This is a genomic window from Sphingobium sp. PAMC28499, assembly GCF_004795815.1.
GTDB classification, from domain to species: Bacteria; Pseudomonadota; Alphaproteobacteria; order Sphingomonadales; family Sphingomonadaceae; genus Sphingobium; species Sphingobium yanoikuyae.
Genome location: NZ_CP039248.1, coordinates 724,967 through 748,620 on the forward strand (window position 1 = coordinate 724,967; position 23,654 = coordinate 748,620).

The 23,654-nt window shown below is 60.9% G+C and carries 22 protein-coding genes, 1 tRNA gene and 3 pseudogenes; 13 read left to right on the forward strand and 13 right to left on the reverse strand.

What is annotated here, in order from left to right; all coding sequences use genetic code 11:
* Window position 1: 1 nt before the first annotated feature.
* Window positions 2-232, forward strand: a complete 231-nt coding sequence (locus tag E5554_RS03505) for a DUF2274 domain-containing protein (RefSeq protein WP_069336497.1) — start codon at window positions 2-4, stop codon at window positions 230-232.
* Window positions 229-435: an AlpA family phage regulatory protein gene (locus tag E5554_RS03510; protein WP_136188241.1), complete on the forward strand. Its 207-nt coding sequence runs from the start codon at window positions 229-231 to the stop codon at window positions 433-435. The genes E5554_RS03505 and E5554_RS03510 overlap by 4 nt, the downstream gene beginning before the upstream one ends.
* Window positions 436-764: 329 nt before the next feature.
* Here the strand turns inward: E5554_RS03510 and E5554_RS03515 are convergent, their stop codons facing one another.
* The 3 genes and pseudogenes from E5554_RS03515 to E5554_RS03525 all read right to left on the reverse strand — a co-directional run bounded on the left by E5554_RS03515 (window position 765) and on the right by E5554_RS03525 (window position 3,091).
* On the reverse strand, window positions 765-1,379 hold the full coding sequence (locus E5554_RS03515; RefSeq protein ID WP_069336495.1) for a zinc ribbon domain-containing protein: 615 nt from the start codon (window positions 1,377-1,379) through the stop codon (window positions 765-767).
* Between the two features lie 7 nt (window positions 1,380-1,386).
* Window positions 1,387-1,497: pseudogene (locus E5554_RS22925) on the reverse strand (IS110 family transposase); the annotation flags it as partial.
* Window positions 1,498-2,266: 769 nt separating this feature from the next.
* The gene (locus tag E5554_RS03525) at window positions 2,267-3,091 is read right to left on the reverse strand and encodes an IS5 family transposase (RefSeq protein WP_125990377.1); all 825 of its coding nucleotides are present in this window, start codon (window positions 3,089-3,091) and stop codon (window positions 2,267-2,269) included.
* Between the two features lie 155 nt (window positions 3,092-3,246).
* Between E5554_RS03525 and E5554_RS03530 the strand changes: the two genes are divergently transcribed.
* Window positions 3,247-4,059, forward strand: a complete 813-nt coding sequence (locus E5554_RS03530; RefSeq protein WP_099234313.1) for an IS5 family transposase — start codon at window positions 3,247-3,249, stop codon at window positions 4,057-4,059.
* 213 nt (window positions 4,060-4,272) lie between these two features.
* Here the strand turns inward: E5554_RS03530 and E5554_RS03535 are convergent, their stop codons facing one another.
* Entirely contained in the window at window positions 4,273-4,554 is a 282-nt protein-coding gene (locus tag E5554_RS03535) for a hypothetical protein (protein WP_125990389.1), read from the reverse strand.
* Between the two features lie 105 nt (window positions 4,555-4,659).
* On the opposite strand from E5554_RS03535, the pseudogene E5554_RS03540 reads away from it, so the two are divergent.
* Window positions 4,660-5,453 (forward strand): annotated as a pseudogene (locus E5554_RS03540) (IS5 family transposase).
* 46 nt (window positions 5,454-5,499) lie between these two features.
* Window positions 5,500-6,507: an IS110 family transposase gene (locus E5554_RS03545; RefSeq protein ID WP_136185979.1), complete on the forward strand. Its 1,008-nt coding sequence runs from the start codon at window positions 5,500-5,502 to the stop codon at window positions 6,505-6,507.
* A 209-nt stretch (window positions 6,508-6,716) separates the two neighbouring features.
* On the opposite strand, the gene E5554_RS03550 is transcribed toward E5554_RS03545, so the two are convergent.
* Window positions 6,717-7,247 carry a hypothetical protein gene (locus tag E5554_RS03550; protein WP_136185980.1) on the reverse strand — a complete coding sequence of 177 codons (531 nt, stop codon included), beginning with the start codon at window positions 7,245-7,247 and terminating at the stop codon, window positions 6,717-6,719.
* A gap of 302 nt (window positions 7,248-7,549) precedes the next feature.
* On the opposite strand from E5554_RS03550, the gene E5554_RS03555 reads away from it, so the two are divergent.
* Window positions 7,550-8,218, forward strand: a complete 669-nt coding sequence (locus tag E5554_RS03555) for a recombinase family protein (protein WP_069337045.1) — start codon at window positions 7,550-7,552, stop codon at window positions 8,216-8,218.
* Between the two features lie 473 nt (window positions 8,219-8,691).
* Here the strand turns inward: E5554_RS03555 and E5554_RS03560 are convergent.
* The 5 genes and pseudogenes from E5554_RS03560 to E5554_RS23250 all read right to left on the reverse strand — a co-directional run.
* A pseudogene (locus E5554_RS03560) lies at window positions 8,692-9,204 on the reverse strand (IS21 family transposase); the annotation flags it as partial.
* Window positions 9,173-9,397, reverse strand: coding sequence for a PAS domain-containing protein (locus tag E5554_RS23450; RefSeq protein WP_348769750.1), 225 nt, complete (start codon window positions 9,395-9,397; stop codon window positions 9,173-9,175). The gene E5554_RS23450 and the pseudogene E5554_RS03560, both read right to left, overlap by 32 nt.
* A gap of 302 nt (window positions 9,398-9,699) precedes the next feature.
* Window positions 9,700-10,068: a response regulator gene (locus E5554_RS03570; protein WP_069337048.1), complete on the reverse strand. Its 369-nt coding sequence runs from the start codon at window positions 10,066-10,068 to the stop codon at window positions 9,700-9,702.
* Window positions 10,069-10,111: 43 nt separating this feature from the next.
* Window positions 10,112-11,530, reverse strand: coding sequence for an ATPase domain-containing protein (locus E5554_RS03575; protein WP_069337049.1), 1,419 nt, complete (start codon window positions 11,528-11,530; stop codon window positions 10,112-10,114).
* Window positions 11,531-11,615: 85 nt separating this feature from the next.
* Window positions 11,616-11,807, reverse strand: coding sequence for a hypothetical protein (locus tag E5554_RS23250; protein ID WP_247594369.1), 192 nt, complete (start codon window positions 11,805-11,807; stop codon window positions 11,616-11,618).
* A gap of 831 nt (window positions 11,808-12,638) precedes the next feature.
* On the opposite strand from E5554_RS23250, the gene E5554_RS03585 reads away from it, so the two are divergent.
* Genes E5554_RS03585 through E5554_RS03600 form a run of 4 tightly spaced genes read left to right on the forward strand, consistent with a single transcriptional unit; the run spans window position 12,639 to window position 18,509 of the window.
* Complete coding sequence (locus E5554_RS03585; RefSeq protein ID WP_125987882.1) at window positions 12,639-15,965, forward strand: response regulator; 3,327 nt, start codon at window positions 12,639-12,641, stop codon at window positions 15,963-15,965.
* Window positions 15,965-16,789, forward strand: coding sequence for a CheR family methyltransferase (locus tag E5554_RS03590; RefSeq protein WP_004210584.1), 825 nt, complete (start codon window positions 15,965-15,967; stop codon window positions 16,787-16,789). Before E5554_RS03585 ends, E5554_RS03590 begins: the two co-directional genes overlap by 1 nt.
* A complete protein-coding gene (locus E5554_RS03595; protein ID WP_136185981.1) occupies window positions 16,786-17,352 on the forward strand; it encodes a chemotaxis protein CheB in 567 nt (188 codons plus the stop codon). Before E5554_RS03590 ends, E5554_RS03595 begins: the two co-directional genes overlap by 4 nt.
* A complete protein-coding gene (locus E5554_RS03600; protein WP_125987886.1) occupies window positions 17,349-18,509 on the forward strand; it encodes a hybrid sensor histidine kinase/response regulator in 1,161 nt (386 codons plus the stop codon). The genes E5554_RS03595 and E5554_RS03600 overlap by 4 nt, the downstream gene beginning before the upstream one ends.
* Window positions 18,510-19,106: 597 nt before the next feature.
* Here E5554_RS03600 and E5554_RS03605 read toward each other — a convergent pair.
* Window positions 19,107-20,336: an integrase arm-type DNA-binding domain-containing protein gene (locus E5554_RS03605; RefSeq protein ID WP_069338740.1), complete on the reverse strand. Its 1,230-nt coding sequence runs from the start codon at window positions 20,334-20,336 to the stop codon at window positions 19,107-19,109.
* 176 nt (window positions 20,337-20,512) lie between these two features.
* Window positions 20,513-20,599: transfer RNA gene (locus tag E5554_RS03610), tRNA-Leu, on the reverse strand.
* 157 nt (window positions 20,600-20,756) lie between these two features.
* On the opposite strand from E5554_RS03610, the gene E5554_RS03615 reads away from it, so the two are divergent.
* Window positions 20,757-21,509, forward strand: a complete 753-nt coding sequence (locus E5554_RS03615) for an alpha/beta hydrolase (RefSeq protein ID WP_136185982.1) — start codon at window positions 20,757-20,759, stop codon at window positions 21,507-21,509.
* On the forward strand, window positions 21,509-22,402 hold the full coding sequence (locus E5554_RS03620) for a tetratricopeptide repeat protein (protein WP_136185983.1): 894 nt from the start codon (window positions 21,509-21,511) through the stop codon (window positions 22,400-22,402). Before E5554_RS03615 ends, E5554_RS03620 begins: the two co-directional genes overlap by 1 nt.
* A gap of 4 nt (window positions 22,403-22,406) precedes the next feature.
* Here E5554_RS03620 and E5554_RS03625 read toward each other — a convergent pair whose 3' ends face one another.
* Window positions 22,407-23,114: an SIMPL domain-containing protein gene (locus E5554_RS03625; RefSeq protein ID WP_136185984.1), complete on the reverse strand. Its 708-nt coding sequence runs from the start codon at window positions 23,112-23,114 to the stop codon at window positions 22,407-22,409.
* A gap of 102 nt (window positions 23,115-23,216) precedes the next feature.
* On the opposite strand from E5554_RS03625, the gene E5554_RS03630 reads away from it, so the two are divergent.
* Window positions 23,217-23,651, forward strand: a complete 435-nt coding sequence (locus E5554_RS03630) for a VOC family protein (protein ID WP_037513232.1) — start codon at window positions 23,217-23,219, stop codon at window positions 23,649-23,651.
* Window positions 23,652-23,654 lie beyond the last annotated feature (3 nt).

The following is a 23,654-nucleotide window of genomic DNA, read 5'->3' on the forward strand; positions in this document are numbered from 1 at the left end:
CATGGTCGATATCAAACTCGCAAGGTTGCCTGATCGCACGCCGGTCAAGCTCGCCATTACCATCACCCCGGATTTGCAGAGCGCTCTCAACGACTATGCCGCCATCTACGCCCAGGCCTACGGGCGCGAGGAACCGGTGACCGAATTGATCCCGGCGATGCTGACGTCGTTTCTCGAGAGCGACCGCAGCTTCACACGGGCGCGTGAAGAAGCGCGAAAGGGTCGGCCATGATCGAGCGGGCTTGGGAAAAGAAGATCGAGCCCCTGACGGTTCGTATCTCCACCGCCGTTCGCATCACTGGCCTCAGTCGCTCGCGCATATACCAACTCATTCAGGCCGGCGATTTGGATACGGTGAAAGTCGGACGGGCGACGTTGGTGCAGTATGCTAGTCTGAAGGCTTTGACGGGCAGCTGCCCAAATCCCGATCCTTAAGTGGAGGGAACGAAGCCGCTGACCTCCCGATGTTCGTGAGACGATCAAGTCTTTGCGCTGAAGGATATCCATACGGTTGAGGGTGGCAGCAACGTCGGCATCAGACCAGCGCGTCGCCATCGACCGGATGATTGCCATCGCTTCTTCGGGCGTACTCTTGGTATGTTCCCCGGTCTTGGGCTTGCGGATGCGAACTGGGAATGCTGCCCGCCTTGCCAGTGAATGGTAAGCTCGACTTCCTGCCCATCGTTGTCGACGGTGGCGACGACATCCTTCACCTGCGCTCGCAACGGCCTTTGCCGGAACCGCATATCAACGTTGGGGGCATTTCAGGCCGCTTTGAGATCTTGAGCCAAGCCGGCGAAATCAGGCATGGCGGCGTCATCGCGCACTTGTCGTTCGTTGAGCCGCGCCTCGCAGGCTTCGACACGGCGCAGCGTCGCTTCCCAGCTTTTCTCCGGTTGAGCGGCAATCAACCGGTTATCGGGGTCGCAGGCGGCATAGCGTCGCTCGGCAAGCGAGGCTTCGTAACGGGCTTGCTGCAAATCCAGCTCGACCATCCGCCGCCTTTGCGCTTCGCCTTCGAGATGCATACGCTCTGCCTCCAATGCCGCGTCGATCGCCAAGGGCTCTACGGCGCGCAGCAGTTCCTCTATAACTGCCACATCCGTTCGAGCGCCATTGGTGGTCATGCATCGGGGCCGGGCCAGCATGAGCTTCGAGCGATCGCAGCGGTAGATATGATAGCCGATGCGGCGGCCGACATAAACGACGCACAGGCGGCGGCCACAATGACCACAAGTGAGCATGCCTGCGAGGAAAGCCTTGCCACCGCGGCCGGACTTTATGCCGCCGGCCTTGCCGTAGGCGTTGGTCGCCAGGACCCTTTGGTTCCGCTCAAACTCATCCCAGCTGACATAGCTGTCATGATGTTCCCTAAGCATGATGCCCCAAGCAACGCATGCTCGCCTTGTCGGCATCGAACTCGCCCAGATACCTCGCTTCGCCCATGCGTCCGCCGTCGGTGACGGCTACAGCGTTGCGCAGCTTTGCAACGTCAATGCCTACAAATGCCCTCTCTGCTCGACCATGACACCTTCTCCGCGATAGCGAAGGCTCGGCACCTGCGTCGCCCTCGCCACTACAGTGTAAGCGGAGGGTCGCCCTCAGTCGCTCAGCGGACATACGGTCTTACCGCTCTCCTCCTTGGAAAGCCCATAGAATCAGCAATTGGCGCGCCTGTTTACGCCCACCGGCGCACAGGTCTCATAACACCAGCCTGCGCAGTCATGGTGATTTTCGAAAGTGGCAAGGATCTGAAGAAATAGAGCACGACTGCGAAATGTGGCATCGCACGTTTACAAATCAACATCCTTGGTAACGGCATATTTACGCCACCCATTCATTTTTTCCATATGAATAGGGTCAAAAATCTTCTTCGTCAGCTCGCTGCCCTCGGTCGCAATAGGTCGACCTGGCATGAAACTTTACCTCTCTTAATGCTGCTGGCGGCGGCGGCGGCCGTAGGCCGTACCGAAATAGGCGAGCGCTTGGCGATTAGCTTTGCCATCGCTGGAAACACCATCGATTAGCATGCCATGGGCACGTGAGTTTTTTTGGGGGGCAAGAAACTGTCCTCCCTGTCCTCGTTCACGTCCGTGTGAGCCTGTAGTAGGATCGGCGGACGGGCTACCCTGCCGGGAGCGACCAATTCGCCCGCTGCGCCTTGAGCACCTGGGATACCAAACAAATTGGACGAGTTAGATGAGTCGCGGAAGGGGAGAGGCCTCTGACTCAAAAGTGCGGGGCTAATAAGAGTCCGTTTGGAAAATCAGGGATGAGCGTTTCGGCGTAGTAGGTTTCCACCCATGGCGACGAGGATCATCGCCTGTGAGACGTCGATGCGCTTTTCGTAGTCGCGGACCAGACGGCGCCATCGGGTCATCCATCCGAAGGTGCGTTCGACGACCCAGCGGCGCGGAAGCACCTTGAAGCCCTGCTGGCGATCGCTTCGACGGATGACCTCCACGACAAAGTCGAGGTAGCTGGCCTTGTCCATGAGCTTGAGGCGATCATAGGCGCCATCGGCAAAGAGATGCTTCACCCACGGCCAGCGCTTGCGGATGCCATCGAGGATCGCCTGAGCGCCTGCACTATCGGAGATATCGGCGGTAGTGAGGTTGACCATCAGCAAGCGTCCATCGGTGTCGACTGCGATATGCCGCTTGCGACCGACGATCTTCTTGCCTGCGTCAAAACCGCGCTTTTCTGCGGAAGGCGCCTTGACCGACTGGCTGTCGATGACCGCCGCACTGGGGCTGGCTTCTCGCCCCTCACGTTCTCGGTCCAACATCAATTCGATGTCGTGGATCGTCTGGAACAGGAACCTGCGTGCCAGCTCCCGAAACCAGCCATAGACCGTCTGCCAGGCGCCAAAATGGATCGGCAGCATCCGCCAACCACACCCCGATCGCACCAGATAGCGGACCGCGTTGATCACTTCGCGGAAATCCACCTCGCGGGGACGGCCTCGACGACCCGGCTTGGGCATCAACGGCGCAAGGCGATCCCATTCCTCATCGGTCAGGTCACTGGGATAACGCTTCGTCTTCTTCGCAATCTGGGCCATCCGCCCCCGGCTCTGCTGCGTCCACATCCAGAGCCTGAATCACGCAGATACGCCTATGACAACCCCTGCCGCCGATTTCCCAAACAGCCTCTAAGAGGCTGTGTCAGAACGCTGACGTAACGGTGGACGGCCGAGTTTCGATATGATTCCGAGGGGTTGCGACACCAACCTTGGAAGCCATCATGTGGAACCCGACCGCCCGCGCACATCATAGCCGCGCACAGCTTCGCTATGGAAGCGATCTTACCGATGCAGAATGGCATTTGATTGAGCCGTATTTGCCCGCGCCGTGCCAATGCGGACGGCGACGGCGTTGGCCGATGCGGGAGATCATCGAGGCCATTTTCTATTTGCTGCGGGCAGGTTGTCCTTGGCGGCTTTTGCCTGACAGCTTTCCGCCATGGCGCACGGTCTACCGCTGGTTCTGCACTCTGCGTGACGATGGGACATTCGAAAGTCTCAACCACCATCTTGTCCAGATCGACCGTGTCCGAACGGGGCGAGAACCGATGCCGTCAGCGGCGGCCATCGACAGCCAGAGCGTCAAGACCACTGAAGCGGGTGGTCCGCGCGGCTATGACGCAGGGAAAAAGATCATGGGCCGCAAGCGCCACGCCATGGTCGATACCGATGGTCGTGCGCTCGAACTGCTGGTTCATGGCGCTGACGTGCAGGACCGAGACGGCGCAGTGCCTTTGCTCCGGCAGTCACGCCAGCGGCACCCCTTGGTCGAGCATGCCTATGCCGACAGCGCCTACAACAGCGATCGCGTCCGGGAAGCCACATCCGTCACGATAGAGATCGTTCGGAAATTCGCCGACCAGACCGGGTTCGTCGTCCATCCCAGACGATGGGTGGTCGAACGAACCTTCTCATGGCTCAATCGAAATCGACGCTTGGCAAAGGACTTCGAGCGAACCATCAAATCCGCAACTGCACTCCTATATGCCGCTGCTGCCGTCGTCCTCATCAGGCGCATCGCTCGTTACGCATGAGATTCAAGACAGGCTCTAAGGATTGCACCTATTTCGGGCACCTAGCTTGATTTCATGCAGTCGCGGCAGGGGAGTTATTGGAACAGGCCGCGCTTAGGAATAGTTAATGCTGTTCTCACCGTAAAACAGCCGTAATGGATTGATCTATTTCATTAGGCCGTAAACTCATAAACCGTGATCACCTGAGCTTGCATGCTTTAATCTGCTGCCGCCTCAGTGTGCAAAGAAAGCCGAGCCAAAGAATGCAACCAAAAGGAGCGTTAAAGCGGCAAGAGGGACGAGGAGGGCCCAAAGCAGGATCCGAGAAAGCCTCGCGCTTAAGACGCTCTGCAATGCCAAGCTGACAGGCGGTAGCACGAGCAACGCCGGGTAGACCCAACTGACTCGGTGCTTGTCGGGCAGTAGGAGGCGCAACCCCATCGGCGAGAATACCAAGGCGACAAATACACTCAGCACCGCAAAGAAGAACCAGAGGGTGATGACGATACTGGTCAAGCGATTAGCCATGGCCGAAACTGGCATGCTTCCTCTTAATCTGCAATTTCAGCCAACGGCACATGGCATCTTACATTTCGTGGTGAGTTCTGATTCACGCTCGGCATGAGCCGATATGATCTGACCGACTTCGAGTGGCGCGTGATCGAGCCGCTTTTGCCCAACAAGCCCAGAGGTGTGCCACGTGTCGATGACCGGCGCGTGCTGAACGGCATCTTCTGGGTGCTGCGCTCCGGTGCGCCGTGGCGCGACCTGCCGGAGCGCTATGGCCCGCGCACTACCTGCTACAACCGTTTCAATCGATGGCGGCAGGCGGGCGTTTGGGATCGACTGATGAACGCCATCACCGCCGCGCACGATGGCGACATCCAGATGATCGACAGCACCTCCGTTCGCGCCCATCAGCAGGCGGCGACGGCAAAAAAGGGGGTGCAGATCACTGTCTCGGTCGATCACGCGGCGGGCTCACGACCAAGATCCACGTCGTCGTCGACGCGCAAGGCCTCCCGATCCGGCTCGGCCTGACAGCAGGGCAGACGCACGATGGGCAGATCGCCGACGCGCTGCTCGACCGCCTCGGTCCAGGCACCATCGTGCTGGCCGACAAGGCCTACGATGCCGACCGTATCCGCGAGCTGATCCAGGACCAAGGTGCCACCCCCAACATACCGCCGAAGAGCAACCGGCGCTGGAAGCCCTGCTTCAGCAAGCGGCTCTACCGCGAGCGCAACCTGATCGAGCGGTTCTTCTCCAAGCTGAAGCACTTCCGCCGGGTCGCCACCCGTTACGATAAGCTCGCCGCCAACTTCCTCGCCATGATCCAGCTCGCCTCAATACGGCTGTGGCTTCGGGCTAATGAGTCATCGTGTAATTTGTGGCTGCTTCCCCGGGCCGGCTGAGCGGCGCACACTTCTGGTTCTCGAAGCCTGAAGGAAGGAAGCAGCCATGAAGCACTATGCCGGATTAGACCTGTCGATGGAAACGACGCATGTGTGTGTCGTCGATGCAGATGGACGCAAGGTCGGAGCACAATGCGTCGATAGCACGCCGGAGTCGATCGCCACGGCACTGGAACGATACGGGCCAATCGAGCGTGCGGTGATCGAGACGGGCCGGATGACCCCATCGATCGCGCTGGGCCTACGCGAACTGGGCGTCGCGATCATCTGCATCGACGCCCGTCAAGCGCATCAGAGCCTGAAAGCGATGAAGGCCAACAAGACCGATCCGCATGACGCGGCCGGCTTGGCGCAACTGGCGCGCACGGGGTTCTATAAGGAAGTGCACGTCAAGTCGCCGGCGGCACACGGCGTGCGTTCGATCATTACTGCCCGCGGGCATCTGGTCGAGACCCGCGTCCGGCTCGACAACACCCTCCGCGGTCTCTGCGCCACCTTCGGAATCCGGCTCGGTCTCGGCCAGAGTGAGCGGTTCCTCGCGCGGATGCAGGTGGCCGCCGCTATCCCAGGTCTTGGCGAAGCGGTCGCGTCGCTGCTCCGCGCCCGTGAGGGCATTGTCGCGGAGATCGGGCAGTTGGATCGTCAGCTGAAAGCGATCAGCACCGCGTCGCCGGTCTGCCAGGCCTTGATGAGCATCCCCGGCGTCGGTGTGCAGACCTCGGCTGCGTTCGCCGCAGCCGTTGATGACGCGAGCCGGTTCAAACGATCACGGACCGCTGGAGCGTACTTTGGGCTAGTTCCTCGACGCCACCAATCCGGCGAGGTCGACTGGACGGGCCGGATCACCAAGCAGGGCGACAGCACCGTGCGCAAGCTGCTCTACGAAGCGGCCAACTCGATTCTGACGCGCACGAAGCAGAGCTTCGCGCTGAAAACCTGGGCGCTCAAGATCGCAAAACGACGTGGCCTCAAAAAGGCCAGGGTAGCGCTCGCTCGCCGCCTCGCCGTCATCATGCATGCAATGCTGCGCGACGGGACTTTGTTCGAGGCCTGAGATACGGTAAAACCAGTTCGCCAGCGGTGATGCTCCCCAGCTGACCCAATGGCGGTGTCCCGCGAGGGAACGCAGGGACGGACGATATGCGAAGGTTACCGGATGGGCCCTCAAGCCCGCTTCGAGTCAATGCAACGCCCGGCCTTGTGAGACCCGATACAGCACCACCGACCCATCGGCCGGCGAGTGCGGACAGATCCTTGAGACCCTCAAGGGACAACCGCCAAGCAACTGCAAATTACAGATCTACGGCCTAGTTGGCTATCAATTCTTGTAAGGCGCCCCCCTTCAAACTGATACCCCATACCAGCTTCCCGGAGCCTATAGTTTACCTCGTCTATTCTAGGTGCAGGAGCGTCAGAACTATCATGGTACTCTTTAACTGTCTGATTATCAACAACCTGTATCGCAAAGCCAATTAGATCAAGGATATCAAAAGCTTCTTCAGAGTCCATCGAAAGAAAACTGCTTCGAATCTTCTCAGGCGCATGCTCCTTGCCGCCTAGAGGATCAATTCCTTTTTCGTGTGAATACGTCGTGTCAATCCACTTCCAGAAATTGTTTACCTTGAAGGATCCATCGGTTACGCTCCAAGTGCTATGTTCTCCGAAGGCCGGCTTTGCTATGTTTAACAATTGTCGACGAAATGGGGATGTTACGATATCATAGCGATATACATCTGTTTGCCCGCTTTTCGCAGCGTCGTTCTGCCTTTTGCTGAAAAGGTCAAATCTTGGCACAACACCTCCATGTCGCCGCCGACGCAAACCGCCTACGACCTATTTTCACTAGAGATACGCGAAGGGGCACCTCTGACAAGAGCCGGCCCGTTTATCCCCCGTATCCCCGCCCTGCCCCACCACAATTATGACACGCCTAGCGCGACCTGCATTACCGCGCGTGGTTCTCCATCCCTGCATGGCGTGTCACAGATGCCATGCCCCCTGCCCTGCTAGATCACTCATGACGGGACCGGGAACGGCTTGCCCTCCTGACTGTTCATGGGTATGGGTTCGTTGACCCGTGAACAGGACTAGCTGGAATGAACCTTCGCAAGATCACCAAAGCCGTCGCCTACCTCCGAGTTAGCACGGATAAGCAGGGGCAGAGCGGTCTAGGCTTGGAAGCTCAGCGGGATGCGGTAGCTCGATACGCCGCTGCCAACTCAGTTGACCTGATCGGAGAGCATATCGAAGTTGAGACGGGCAAGGGAGCGAACGCCCTTTCCAAGCGGCCCGAGCTTGTCGCGGCCCTCGCTACAGCGAAGCGGGAGAAGGCTGGCCTGATTATCGCCAAGCTCGATCGACTGGCACGCAATGTCCATTTCATATCCGGGCTGATGGAGACAGGCGTAGAGTTCGCCGTCGCTGACATGCCGAACGCTGATCGCTTCCAGCTTCACCTATTCGCCGCCCTGGCCGAGAAGGAAGCCGAGGTAATCAGCCATCGGACCAAGGCCGCTCTAGCCGCTGCGAAGGCCCGTGGCACCGTGCTAGGCAAGCACGGTAAGACGCTGGCCGCTGCCAACAAAGCCGAGGCGATGGACCGGCTAGAGCCTATCTCCGCTGACCTCTTGGCACTGAAGGCCGAGGGCCTGTCCATTCGCAAGATGGTCGAGGCCCTGAACAGTCGTGCAATCCCGTCGCCAGCCGGGGGCAAGTGGCATCCCGCCAGCCTGCACAAGGCGCTTGCCCGATTGGAGGCCCGCTAGAATGCTCTGAGAAGCCCGTGTGACTCGATTTGGGTAGCTCAGGGTACGGACCTAGCCGGGAGGCTGTGGAGGCTCTTAGAAGGGCTGTGAGAGGCTGGCCCCTTATCGCCGCGTCGTACCGGGACAATTTGGGACCGTTAGGCATGGGGAAACCTCGGCGTTTATCAGCCGCCATTTCGCTACCGTAGTCCATTATACGGGACAGATTTAGTCCCCTTCAACATGAGGAACGAACCCGAGCAAACGCCCGGCTAATTCCGTCCGTAACCCATGACACCTCTGACACCTCAGCTAGGAAGCCCTAGGAACGCCTGACAGTGCGTAACTGTAGATATCCACAGCCAGCGATGGTTAGCGTTAAGCGAAGGGGTGTGCCGTTCTTAGGAACAGTGCATGGATATCGGCCGATGCTCTACAAGCGACGTATATTCTAACTCAGGATCATGCGGGCTGTTCAGCGCCTCCACTGACCGTACCCTGCGTTCTGCATCGATGCGCGCGGCATGCCGTCGGTTCTGCCTGGCGACCTCAGCGTCAACGAACTCGCGCCAGGCCTCGATGCTGACGAAATCGCGGCTGCCCCGCCGGCGCAGGGCCTGATCGAGGCGCCGCTTGAGGTGACCGTGCGGACCTTCGATCGATCCGTTCTCGTGCGCCTCGCCGCGGTTGTTGCGGGTGGCAAGCATGCCGTAATGACGGCACAGCTCGTCGTAGCTTCGCGTGAAATCCCGCTGCGCATCGGCGTCGAGGTTTTTGTAGGCGGCTGACAGGGAATCGCTGCGGTGTTCGGCCGGCGCACCGCCCAGCTTCCACAACGCATCCTGCAGGTGCTCCGAAAGGGCGGCAAAGCTCTCCCCGCCCAGCACGACAGCCGCATGCTCCCAGCCACTCGCCGCCAGGCGGAAGTGGTAAAGGCGATAGGCCAGGGTCTCACCGGCAACCGTGACCTTGAGACTATCGCATACCGTGAAATCCGATATCCACCTCAACCGGTTCAGCCTGCTCCACCGCATGGTGCAGCTTGCGCCTTGTCTCGGGATCCGTGTCCTTGCCCTGCAGGAACCGACAATTGCGACCAAGGATTTCATCACGCTCGTAGCCGGTCAGCCTGCAAAAGGCGCCGTTAGCGAAGACCACCGGATTATCCGGAAGCCTCGGATCGGTGATGATCATTGGCATGCGGGTAGAATGGACGGCGGCGACGAACGGATCAGTGAAAGGGTCAAGCCCCCTCAATTCGCTGGTGATACGTTCGTCATCTGCGACGCTCTTGCCAGAGCGACTGTGAGGAATGTTGGCGTGGTCGGACAAATTGGCTTCCTCACGAGTGCAGCGGGACAGCTGCGACGATGCGCAACGCAACCCTGATAGGGCAAACTATGCAACGAAGCACGTCGCGAACGTCGCGAACTTACACCGAGTGATTTGGGTAAAGAGAGGCTGAGGAGAGTTTTTGGATTCTTTTGAAGTGTGGCAGGCCATTATTCCTGGTCTGTCGCAACATGGTTTGCGATGGCTTCCAGAATGGCGCTGTTCCTGTAGGGCTTGTCGAACACCGCCTGAAAAAGTTCGGGCCGCTCACGGGCGATGTTACCTTGCGCGCCGCTGACAAGAATGATCGGCAGGTTTGCAAGCGCCGCATCTGCGCGCACCGCCTCGGCGAACTCCAGACCCGTCATCATGGGCATCATGAAGTCGGTGACTACGACATCGGGCCGTCTTTTACGCACCGCAGCGAGTGCGGCCTCGCCGTTGGACACGGTGTCCACCTCGTACCCTTCGTCCTCCAATATGTCGGTAAGCATCATGGCGAGGAGAAATTCGTCGTCCACTACGAGGATATGCGCCATAGTCTAGTCTCTCCCCGGGTTCATCCCCACGGCTGTGTGCCGCTTAGCGTTGAGGATGGGGAGGCACCTGGCGGGCACTGAGCGCCCCGCCGAGCATCAACCCGTTCGGAGCGAAGTCCACCGCGTGGACCGACGTATCGAAATGGCTGTCGCGCATCTTTTGGATAGAGACAGCCCGAATAAGTTGGTTGTCCTCCTCAAAGAGCCGCAGGAGGATCATATTGTCGAGAATGGCGGAAATTTCCCTGGCTGGTGCCGCGACGTCGGAACCGACCAGTTCGCGGATTTCCCACGTCGCCAATGTGGTAACGCCTTCGGCCCTGAGTTGATCCATCAGACAGGCGAAAAACTCAATAAGCCGTGGGCGGTGAACAGCCGCGCGTTCAAAGCCGCCGAAGCCATCGATGAACAGCCTCTTGATACCGAGCGAGCGTACCTGGGCAAGCAACTGATGGGCCAGCTTGTCCAGGATATTGTCCGCGAGCGGCATGCGTTCGATTGTTAGCACCCGGCCTTCCTGATCGGCCAGGCGAATGCCGAGAGCCGCCGCTTTCTTGCGCAAGCGATCAGGCGTTTCGAAGAAACCGAAATGAAGCGCGGGTTCAGCATCGCTTGCTCGCGACAGAAAATGAATGCCCAGGGTCGTCTTGCCACTGCCGGAAGGCCCGGCCAGCAAGGTGATCGACCCTTCAGGAAGGCCGCCGCCCAGCATCGCATCAAGCCCAGGAACACCGATGCTGAGCTTGCTCTCGGCCCGTACGCTGGCCTCAGCCCGTGCAGGCAGAGACTCGATCCGGGGATAGACGGTGATGCCCGCATCACTGATTTCGAATTTATGCAGGCCCCCCAGCGCCTGGCTGCCGCGCGACTTGCGGACCTGCAGCTCGCGCACGGTGCGGACGCCGGCAAGCGTATCGGTGAGATCGATCACGCCATCAACCATCGTATGTTCGGGATTGAGATCGGTCACGCTGGAACTGGTGAGGAAAAGCACTGTACATCCAACGAAGGCAGCCTGCCCCTGCACCTCCGCGACAAAGGTCTTGACGTCGAAGTCCGTGTCGGCGCGGTCCCGTGCGTTAAGCAGGCCGTCAAACACGAGTAGGGTGGCATCCTGGCGTTTGGTTTCTTTGCGCAGCATCTTGACGACAGCATCGAGCCCTTCGTCGCGCAAAGTCTGGAAGACGCTGATATAGGTAATCGCCGCGCCCAATTGCGAGCGATCGAAAAAGCCCAGCGGATCCATTGTCTGGAACAGCCGCTCATGGCTTTCGGACAGGAGTGTCACATAGAGCACTCGCCCTCCCCCCGCGACATGCGCGAAGGCGATCTGGTTGGAAAGGATTGTCTTGCCCGCGCCCGGCTGCCCCTGGATGATGTAGGAGGCGCCGGAGATGAAACCGCCCGCCAAAATCTGGTCTAGGCCGTCTATCCCGCTCGCTAGACGGTGTGCTTGCTGCATTGGTGGGTATCTCCTGGAGCGGTCGTGTTATGTTCCTACAGTTCCCGCCCGCCGGGTAAAGCGAAAGCTCGAAGCTCTCCGAATTTTAGCAATTTGCCATAAGGCGGCGGACCTCGGTCAGCAGCGTTTCATCGTTGTAGGGCTTGTCGACGACAGCCTGAAAAAGATCGGGGTGGCTACGGCCGATCTGGGCTTGTGCGCCGCTCACCCAGATGATCGGCACATCGCAAATCTGTCCTTCGGCGCGAACCGCGCTGGCGAGATCAAGGCCGGTCATGACCGGCATCATGAAATCAGTGATGATCAAAAGACGGGGCACATGCTCTGGCGCAGGCTAAAGCCTCAGCGCCATTTCAAACTGTTTCGATATCGTAACATTAATCCCCAAGAATGTCGGCGAGCAGCATGAGAAGCAGGCTTTCCTCGTCGACAACTAGGATATGGGCCATGTCTGTCACAAAGTCTGGTGGTGTGCACTGGGTCTGGCGCCTACATGCGCCTGACCGTTATATTGTGCGAATGAAAAGCCGATCTTGAAGCTATGTCCTGCTCGACAGGAGCGGAAGAACCGGTTTGCGGTCCCCCCCCCAAAAAAAAACGGATGCTTTCCCTAAAGAATGTCTAGGTTTGCCCTGATCTGGCGCGGTCGAGCCGGGTCTGGATCTCAAGCATGATCTGATCGAGGGGGATATCGTCGCAATTGCCCGCAATTCGGATTTCGCTCTGCGCGATGTCGACCATGTGCTGCGACGCCTTCTCGTTATGCGCCGTAATGAGGGCTGTTCTCGATCGACTATGCCGCTTAAGCGCGGCGCATCCGCCCGGCGATCAGGCGCTGACAGGGAAACGCGCGGCTTCAGGATAGGAAACCGGTCAAATCCTGACCCGCTTGGCATTAACGACAAGTCCGCCGGTCGCTCCCGGTTCGGCGCTCTCTGCGTCCCCCCTTGCGTCTTAGCTGCACAGGTCGCTAGGCAGGAGGCCCGTTCTCGCGAGATCCAATTCAGTGAAGAATTCAGCTATAGCCTCCAGCTCACGCAGTCCAGCAGATCGGTGGTCCATTGTCGGGCTGATTGCCGGCCTAGTCTTCTTTCTTGTCAGCGGGGCCTTGGCCTATCTGAACATCCAGAACATTCGCGAAAGCGACGGCGCCATTCGACATACCCACGAGGTCATACTTGCACTGCAAGGCCTCCGCTCGGCAGCCCAGGACGCCGAGACTGGCCAGCGAGGGTATTTGCTCACGGGCAATAATCGCTATCTGGAACCCTACACAGCCGCAGCCGCGAGCACCAGCCAGCGCATGAATGCCCTGGCGGCTTTGACACGGGACAACCCGGTTCAACGCGAGAACCTGGCCGTCCTGCGACACCACGTTGACGCGAAGCTCAGCGAACTTAGCGCGACGATAGAATTGAGGCGAAATGAGGGCTTCGCTGCGGCGCTCGCCGTGGTGGCGACCGATCGCGGCAAAACGGAGATGGACGCCATTCGGTCGCAGCTCGAGACGATGGCGCGCGAGGAACTAAGGCTACGGACGTCGCACATGGAAGACATGGGTTTGGCGTCCAGGACCGCGATGACAGGCGCGATCATGACCAGCCTCATCGGCAGCATCCTTACAATCGCGATTTTCGTGCTGCTGATACGCGGCAGCCGCGCCCGCACCCGCCAGCAATGGCTGCAGACAGGGCAGGTCGGTCTCGCCAACGCCATGCGCGGCGATAAGACGATCACGGAACTCGCCGAGGCGGTTCTCGCCTTTCTCTGCGATAAGACAGGTGCCCAGGCCGGTGCGCTCTACAAAGGAGAAGCGGGCCGCTTCCACCGCGATGGTACAATCGGTGTCCCCGGCGACGCCCCGATGCCAGAGGCCTTCGCGCTGAACGAGGGTCTTATGGGCCGGGTCGCAGCCGAAGGGAGGTTGATGGCTTTCAACGATGTTCCACCAGGCTATCTAACCATCGGATCGGCGCTCGGTCGAGACGTCCCACGCCATCTAGTGATTGCACCTGCAAAAGCCGACGATGCGGTAAATGCCGTGCTTGAACTCGGTTTCTTCGAGCCCGTGGATGACCTCGTCGTCGAATTGCTCGAACAATCGGCGGCATCGATCGGAATCGCCCTGCGCTCCGCGCGATTCCGATCGCGGCTTCAGGATGCCCTGGAGGAAACTCAGCGTCAGGCAGGCGAACTCCAGGCGCAGAGCGAGGAACTGCGCGTATCAAACGAGGAACTGGAGGAACAGGGCACCGCGCTCAAGGAATCGCAGGCGCGCCTCGAACTGCAACAGGTCGAACTCGAGCAAACGAACAGCCAACTGGAGGAACAAACGCAGACGTTGGAGGCGCAGCGCGACGAACTGGAACGCGCGGGCGCTTCCCTGCAGTTGAAAGCCCGAGAGCTCGAACAGGCGAGCCAGTACAAGTCGGATTTCCTGGCCAATATGAGCCACGAGCTGCGCACGCCGCTCAACTCGCTGCTGATCCTCTCGAAGCTGCTCGGCGACAATGCCGACGGCAATCTCTCGGCCGACCAGATCAAGTTCGCCCGGACTATCGAGTCCTCGGGCAACGACCTGCTGACCTTGATCAACGACATCCTCGACCTCTCGAAAATCGAAGCGGGTCATGTCGAGATCCAGCCGGCACCGATCCCTCTCGACCGTCTAACCGGCGACCTGCAAAAGGTTTTCCAGCCAATCGCCAACGAGCGCGGCCTTACCCTGCAGATCGAACTTTCCAGCGACCTCCCACGGACGATCGAGACCGATCGCTTGCGCCTGGAACAGATTCTCAAGAACCTCCTGTCGAACGCACTAAAATTCACCGAACGAGGCAGCGTTCGGCTTGCCGTTTCGCGCGTTGGCGACGACAAGCTCGCGCTGGCCGTCACGGACACGGGCATCGGGATATCGCCTGAGCAACAAGCCAATATTTTCGAGGCGTTCCACCAAGCCGACGGCACGATCAGCCGCAAGTACGGCGGCACTGGGCTCGGCTTGTCGATTTCGCGCGAACTCGCTCGCTTGCTAGGCGGCTCCATCACGCTCGAGAGCAAGGTCGGCGAGGGAAGCCAATTCACCGTCACCATTCCCCTCGCCTATGATCCTGCGCTTGTTCCGGCACGCAAGAACGCGCCAGCGTCCGCGGCGGAAGCGGTCGCGCCGGCCGCGACGTTCAGCGATCCATCCCCCAGGGTTTCGCCCTGGAGCATAGAAGATGATCGCGGCGCACTTGCGGAAGGGAAGCGGGTGCTACTGATCATCGAAGACGACGAGGTTTTCGCGTCGATCGTATGCGATCTCTCGCGCGAGATGGGCTTCCAGTGCATCGTCGCGGCCACCGGCCAGGAAGCCGTCGACCTTGCCCGCGAATTCCGTCCGAGCGCCGTCATTCTCGACCTGGGGTTGCCAGATCAGTCGGGCCTCACCGTGCTCGATCGACTGAAGCATGATGACGAAACCCGCCACATCCCGATCCACGTCATCTCGGCGGCCGACCACAGCCAGACTGCCCTGGCGCTGGGAGCTGTGGGCTATCTTCTCAAGCCCGCAAAGCGCGCACAGCTTGCCGAAGTCCTTGAAAGTCTTCAGGCCAAGCTCGCCTCCCGCATGCGCCGGCTCCTGATCGTCGAGGACGACGAGGTTCAGCGCGACGCGGTCGCCAAGCTGCTGCAGACGCAGGATGTCGAAACCGTCGGTGTCGGCACCGCCGCCGAATGCCTCGAGGAGCTACGCCAGCAAACCTACGACTGCATGGTCCTGGATCTCTCGCTGCCCGACGCATCGGGCTTCTCGCTGCTCGAGACCCTGAGCGAGGATGGCGACCACAGTTTCCCGCCCGTGATCGTATATACCGGCCGCGATCTCTCGGCGGATGAGGAACAGCGCCTTCGCCGCTATTCGAGTTCGATCATCATCAAGGGTGCCAAGTCGCCCGAGCGCCTGCTCGACGAAGTCTCACTGTTCCTGCACCAGGTGGTTTCCGAACTGCCGCCCGAACAGCGCAAGATGATCGAGAAGGCGCGGCACCGCGACGCCGCGCTCGAAGGGCGGCGGATCCTCATCGTCGAGGACGACGTCCGCAACGTCTATTCCCTCACCAGCGTGCTCGAACCGCGCGGCGCCCTCACCCAGATCGCGCGCAACGGACAGGAGGCGCTCGATGCGCTCGAAGCCGCCGGTGACGATCCCGCCAAGACGATCGACCTCGTTCTCATGGACGTGATGATGCCGGTGATGGACGGCCTCACCGCCACCAGCGCGATCCGCAACGACGCGCGCTGGTCCAAGCTGCCGATCGTCATGCTGACCGCCAAGGCCATGCCCGACGACCAGAAGAAGTGCCTCGAAGCCGGCGCCAACGATTACATGGCCAAACCCATCGATGTCGACAAACTGTTGTCGCTGGTTCGCGTGTGGATGCCCCGCTGATGCGCGAAACCGTCGAGGACATAGAAATCCAGCTGCTGCTGGAGGCACTCTTCCAGCAATATCATTACGACTTCAGGCACTATGCCCGCGCCTCGATCAAACGGCGCCTCGTCCAGGCCCGCGGGCAACTCGGCTATGCCAGCTTCTCGGCCATGCAGGCGGATCTCCTCCACGACGAGACGATGCTCCCGCGGCTGCTCAACTATCTGACGGTGCAGGTCAGCGAGATGTTTCGCGATCCTTCCTATTTCCGCGCGCTGCGCGAGAAAGTGATCCCGCACCTGCGCACCTATCCCTCGCTCAAGGTCTGGGTGGCGGGATGCAGTAACGGCGAAGAGGTCTATTCCCTCTCCATCCTGTTTCGCGAAGAGGGGCTTGCCGACAAGACCCTGTTCTATGCGACCGACATCAATCCCGCGGCGCTGAAGGCGGCGGAGGCGGGCGTCTATCCGCTCGACCTGATCCGCACCTACACCGAAAATCATCAGAAATCGGGCGGGCACTCATCGCTCTCGGATTATTATACCGCGGACTATGGCCGCGCGGCGTTCGACAAATCCCTGCGCAGCCAGGTCGTCTTCTCTGATCATAGCCTCGTCACCGACGCCGTGTTCGGCGAGATGCACCTGATCTCCTGCCGCAATGTCCTGATCTATTTCGACCGCGTGTTGCAGGATCGGGCGGTGGGACTTTTCAGGGAATCCCTCGCACGAAAGGGCTTCCTGGGCATCGGCGCGAAAGAGAGCCTGCGCTTTTCCGATCATGCGAGCGCCTTCAGCGAATTCGTCGCGTCCGAGAAGATCTACCAGAGGAACGAGCCATGAGCGAAAGGGCGATCGTCATCGGCACATCGGCGGGAGGCGTCCAGGCCCTTTCCCGTATCCTGCCCCGATTGCCGGAAGCGCTTTCGATGCCGATCCTCGTCGTCGTGCACGTGCCGCCCCGCAAGCCCAACGCGCTGGTCGAACTCTTCGCCAAGAAGTGCCCGCTCCCGGTCAAGGAGGCCGAAGACAAGGAACCGCTCGCCAATGGCATCATCTATCTCGCTCCGCCCAATTATCATCTGCTGGTCGAGACCGAGAACTCCCTCGCATTGTCGTCCGACGAGGCCATCAATCATTCGCGACCAGCGATCGACGCGCTGTTCGAGACCGCCGCCGACGCATTTGGGCCGGGGCTAACAGGAATCGTGCTGACCGGCGCCAATCATGACGGCGCCGCCGGGCTGAAAGCGGTCGGACTTGCAGGCGGGACCGCGATCGTCGAAGATCCCGCCAGCGCCGAAGTGCCGATCATGCCCGCTGCCGCGCTCGCGGCATGCCCGACGGCAGAAGTCATGACGCTCGACCAGATCTCCAACTTCCTGAAAGAGACCGCACCGCAATGACGCCACTCGACCACCCCATCCGGTTCCTGCTAGTCGATGATCTCGAAGAAAACCTGCTTGCGCTGGTTTCGCTGCTCAAGCGCGAGGGGCTGGACCTCCACACGGCGCGCAGCGGCGAGGAAGCTCTCGAGCTCATGCTGGTCCATGACTATGCCCTCGCTCTCCTCGATGTCCAGATGCCCGGCATCGACGGCTTCGAACTCGCCGAGATCATGCGCGTCAACGATCGCTCGCGGCATATCCCGATCATCTTCGTTACCGCCGGCACCGCGGGCGTGTCGCGGCGTTTCCGTGGCTATGAAGCCGGCGCCGTCGATTTCATCCAGAAGCCGATCGAGGCCGACATCCTGCGGTCCAAGGCCAAAGTCTTCCTCGACCTATACGACCAGCGGCGGCAGATCGTCGCGCAGCGCGATGAACTCGCGGCACAGCGGGATGAGCTCTCCGTGCTTACGGAAGCCCTCCAGAGCGCCCATCGGCAGAAGAACCGCTTCCTTGCCGTTCTCGGTCACGAACTGCGCAACCCAATCGCGGCGCTTGCCGCCGGCGTGCAGCTTCTGGAAAAACGGGAGGGAACCGACGCCGCGCACAAGATCCGCACCGGCATGGATCGCAGTCTCAAACATATGACCCGTCTCATCGAAGACCTGCTCGATATCGCCCGTATCGACCAGGGCAAGATTTCGCTGAAGAAGGAGCAGATTCATCTCCAGGAGGTGATCGCTTTCGCAGTCGAGACGGCACAGCCCGCGATAGAGGCTGGCCGACATTCTCTCCGGCTAACCATAACGTCTGAACCGATCTGGCTGGAAGCCGACCCGGCTCGTGTTGCCCAGATCATCGGCAATCTTCTCGGGAATGCTGCGAAATACACGCCTCCCGGCGGCGAAATCGGCCTTGTGCTTCGGCAAGAGGGCGACTGGGCTATCATGGAGGTTAACGACAATGGAATCGGCATTGCACCTGAGCAGCAAGGCCGGATTTTCGAGATCTTCGAGCAGGTGGAACGGAGCAGCCAGGACGGCCTGGGCATAGGTCTGGCGCTGGTCCGGCAGCTTGTCGATCTTCACGGTGGCACGATCGCGCTCGCGCGCAGCGCTCCGAACGAGGGCAGCACTTTCGAGGTACGCTTACGACGCCTGACTGAATCGGCTTAATCGAGCGGCCGGCAATAGCCATAAGTTTCGACGTTCTGCCGCGCATCCCAGCGCTGGGCCGCGTCATTCCATGCCTTGGTGAGCCGGACATCACCGCGAGACGGAGGCACATCGGAGAGCGGTCGGGACAATAACGGGGCGCTGCACGATGGGCGCCGAGCGGGAATGCGTGGAGCCCGCGCGGTCCTAGCCTTCGATCATATGAGTAACTGTCGCCCATGGAGACGCTTGGCGCGTCTTGTTCGGAATCCGTGGGCCAATTGTCCATTGCCGGACATTCCCTTATCGATTGAACAACTGAACCCGGGTGATGGTGAGTTCGTGAAAGTCGAAGGCCAATTCGGCGCAGCGACCCTCGGGCTTGATACGGAATGGCCAAGCTAAGCACGCCGCGCTTGGGGTCCTCAATGGCGATCACCCCTTCGAGACTGCGTATGTGCCGTTTGGCTTGCGCTAGACTTCCTACGGTCTTGCCCCCGTCTATCGGCAGGGCGGGCGGTGTGGATTGACGTACTTGGACATGATAATTTCTTGCAATAAATTCGGGCTTTCAAAGCACGCTGGCGATCCGAGGACCACCAGCGTGTCGAACCAAATTCAGACCGCGCGCCGGGCTGATGAGAAACTGGGGCGGAGAATCTTGCCGCCATCTCGCAACTCGTCGAGATAATCCGACCAACTCTGCATCATATGTACGCGCTCGTCCCAATACTCGCCTCTGGCGTAAGCCCGTCGAACCTGGTTGGTATCGACATGCGCGAGTTGCCGCTCAATCGCATCGGGATTCCATTCTCCCCTCTCGTTGAGAAGGGTGGCGGCCATGGCGCGGAAGCCATGCGCCGTCATCTGGTCGCTCGTGTAGCCGAGGCGTCGGAGGCCTTGGTTCACCGTATTTTCCGACATCGCCTTGCGCGGGCGACCGAGAGCCGGGAAAAGATACTTCCACCAATGGGTGTGTTCATGCAGTTCCTGCAGCATGTCAATCACCTGACGGGACAGCGGTACCCGATGCGGGCGACGCATCTTCATCCGTTCGGCAGGAATAAACCAGATGGCCTCCTCGAAGTCGATGTCGGCCCACTCCGCTTGTCTTAGTTCGCCCGGGCGGAGTAGAACGTGCGGCGACAGCCGCATCGCCATCACCGTCACCTTGTGACCGCTGTATCCGTCGATGGCCCGCAGCAGCGCACCGACTTCCGACGGCTTGGTGATGGCGGCGAAGTGCTTGACCTTTGGCGAGGCGATTGCACCACGCAAATCGGCCGCAACGTCCTTGTCGCATCGCACCGTCGCGACGCCATAGCGGAAAACGCGGCTAAGGACGCTTCGCATCCGCCGTGCGCTTTCAAAGGCGCTGGTGGCCTCAATTTTGCGCAGGACCGCAAGCGCCTCGTGCGGAGTGATCTGCGCGATCGGTATGGTGCCGATCACCGGGTAAGCCTTGGCGAGCAGCCAGCGGATTTTGTCTACGGTCACCGGGGCGAGGCCGTCTCGCTCGCATTTGACGAGCCACTCCTTCGCCACCTCCTCGAAGGTGTTGGCGGCAGCATATTTGGCGGCGATCCTGGCCCGTTTCTTCTCCAGCGCCGGATCGACCCCTTCCGCGATCTTTTTCTTCGCCTCGTCACGCCGCACCCGGGCATCGGCAAGGCTCACCTGCGGCCAGCCACCGAGATGGAGAGTCTTTTGCTTGTCGAGGAAGCGATATTTGAAGCGCCAGAGCTTCGAGCCGTTGGGTTGGATGACGAGCAGAAGGCCTTGAGAGTCGCTCAGGGTCCAAGCCTTCTCTTTCGGCTTGGCAGCATTGATCTGGATGTAGGTCAGCATAGTCGATTTCCCAGCAAAGCCGGGTCAATCCGAGAGCACCAATAAGAGCAACATTTGTGGCTGCTGCTGGTGGTCCTAGCCGGATTTCACCGGACGGTGTCTGGCGATTCTTTGTCAGAAAATGCTGTTAAACCAGCCGCTTACCGGACGCCTCTGGACGAATCCAGAGGCGTCAGTGGTGCCCAGAAGAGGACTCGAACCTCCACGACCTTGCGATCGCCAGCACCTGAAGCTGGTGCGTCTACCAATTCCGCCATCTGGGCACGGGGTAGGAGTGCGCCTCTAACGGCGGCCTCCAGACCTGTCAACGCGGCAATGCGTTTTTTTTGAACTTTCACGGGAAAGGGCTATTTTTGCCGTCAAAACATGGCAATCCGGGCCATGCCGTGCCCCGGTCCACAGCGATGGAGCCTTTGAAACTTGAACGCGCCCGAATCTTCCCCCCAATTTCTCGCGCGTGCCGACGGGCTGCGCCTCGCCTATCGCCATCGTCCGGGGCAGGGGCCGACCATCATCTTCCTGCCGGGCTACATGTCCGACATGGAAGGGAGCAAGGCGCTCGCGCTCGACGCCTGGGCCGCCGAGCAGGGCAGGGCGATGCTGCGGCTCGACTATGCGGGTTGCGGCGCCAGCGAGGGTCGGTTCGAGGATGGCACGCTCGCCAGCTGGCGTGATGATGCGCTGGCCCTGATCGATGGGCTGACGCAGGGGCCGCTGCTGCTGATCGGATCGTCGATGGGCGGCTGGCTGACGCTGCTGATCGCGCTGGCCCGCCCGGACCGCATCATGGGGCTGGTCGGCATCGCCGCCGCGCCCGACTTCACGGAGTGGGGCTTTACCGATGCCGACAAGGCGCTGCTGGCGACCGAGGGGCGGATCGAGGAACCCACGCCCTATGGCGACCATCCCTATGTAACGACGCTGGGCTTCTGGCAGTCCGGTCAGGCGCATCGCCTGCTGGACGATGCAATCGCGATCGACTGCCCGGTCCGGCTGCTCCAGGGCCAGTGCGATACGGATGTCCCCTGGGAGATCGCGTTGCGCACCGCCGATCGGCTGCGTTCATCCGATGTGCAGACGCTGCTCATTAAGGATGGCGACCATCGCCTTTCCCGCGACGGCGACATCGCCCTGCTGATCCGCACCGTCGCCGCTCTTCTGGACAATCGCTGATGCCCGTCATCCTTCCCCTCCTGATGTTCATGCAGGCCTATGATCCCGAGATCGAGGCGGTGATGCGCAACAGCCGCAAGAAGAAGGAGGATGCCGCAGCGGCGGCCGCCTCAGCAGCGTCAGTGCAGCAGGCCGCGGCCGCGCGATCGGCGCCCGACGCCGACGGCCGCATTCCGGTCCCGGCCAAATTTGCCGGACCGTTCCAGGCCTGCCTCGACCAGGCGCTGGAATCGCCGGACAAGGCGATCACCTTCGCGCAGAATTGGCGGATCGACGGCGGCAGCTTCTACGCCCGCCACTGCATGGGCTTTGCCCTGTCGCGGGCCGAGCGCTGGGGGCCGGCGATCGTCGCCTTTGAACAGGCGGCGGAGGAAGCCGAGCGCGGCGGCGAAATCGTGCAGAGCGCGCGCCTCTGGGGCCAGGCCGGCAATGCCGCCCTTGCCAGCGGCGACGCGAAGAAGGCGCGGGAGGATTTCGACGCGGCGCTGGCGCGCGGCCTGCCCGACGGCATGGAAAAGGGCGAACTGCATCTCGACCGCGCCCGCGCGCTGGTGGCGCTGGGCGATGTCGATGGAGCGCGCGGTTCGCTCGACACCGCGCTGACCCAGGCGCCCAAGGATCCGCTTGCCTGGCTGCTGTCGGCTACGCTGGCGCGCCGCACTGGCGAACTCGCGCTGGCCCAGGCGCATATCGCCCGCGCGGTGCAATTGTCGCCCGACGATGCCTCGGTCGCGCTGGAGGAAGGCAATATCGCCGTCCTCACAGATCATGCGGACATTGCCCGCTCCGCCTGGCAGCGTGCGGTGAAGCTGGCGCCGGATGCGCCGGCCGGCAAGGCAGCGGCCGACAATCTCGGCCGACTGCCGGCGCCGGCGTCACCCCCGGCGAACTGAGCCGCTATTTCAGATAGAAATCCACGGTCGTGACGACGCGCACCTTCTTGTAGGGCGTGTCGCTCGATCCGTCGCCGCCCTCGCCGTCGCGCGGGTCGATCGAGAAATAGCCTTGGGTCGCGCTCTTGATGCCGCCGACGCCGGACCCTGAGTCCTTGGCGAACTGTTCGGCCGCCGCGCGCGCATCGCGTGTCGCCGCTGCCACCATCGGGGGTTTGAGGTCGTTGAGTTTGGTGAAGCTGTAGCGCATCCCCGATCCTTCCTGCAGCGTCACGCCGCGCCGGACCAGGTCGAACTGCTGGGCGACGGCACGCTGGGCGCGGGCAATGTCGGTGGTGCGCAGCAGCATCCGCTGGGTGATGGTGATATTGTTGATGCCATTGTTGAGATACTGGTTCACGCCCGCGCCAACCGGGGTCAGCGCATCGGGCTTGAACCCCAGGCTGGCGAAATAGGCCTTGAGTTCCTGGGTATTGGCGTCGATCTCTGCGCGCACCGTCGGCAGGTCGGTGCCGGTCGCCGAATAGCTGATCGACCAGGTGGCAAGGTCGGCGGTCACGTCCTTTTCGGCCAGGCCCCGCACCGTGACCGACCGGTCCGCCGCCCTCGCGCGCTTGAGGCCATCACCCAGCAGATAGCCGCCCGCGATCACGCCGACCGCCAATATCGCCGCCGAACCCAGAAGCACCTTGTCCCGCATTTCCAGAGCCATGATCGCTTTCCTCTTCCGCCGGGCCGGTCCCGGTCCTATCTAGGGAGCTATCTGCCAATCTACCGATGAACCGTTGCTTTATGGCGACGAACGGAGAAAGCCTTGCTCAAATATCTGCACACGATGATCCGCGTCACGGATCTCGACAAGACCATCGGCTTTTTCGAGCTGCTCGGCCTCAGCGAGGTCAAGCGCTTCGACAGCGAGGCGGGCCGCTTCACCCTCGTCTATCTGGCCGCGCCGGGCGACGAGGACGCGCAGGTGGAACTGACCTACAACTGGCCGCCGCAGGATGGCAGCCCGGCGGAAGTCTATGATGGCGGCCGCAATTTCGGCCATCTCGCCTATCAGGTCGATAATATCTACGAGACCTGCCAGCGGCTGATGGACGCCGGCATCACCATCAACCGCCCGCCGCGCGATGGCCACATGGCCTTCATCCGCACCCCCGACAATATCTCGGTCGAACTGTTGCAGGACGGCCGGCTCGACCCGGCCGAACCCTGGGTGTCGATGCCCAATATCGGGGCCTGGTAAGCC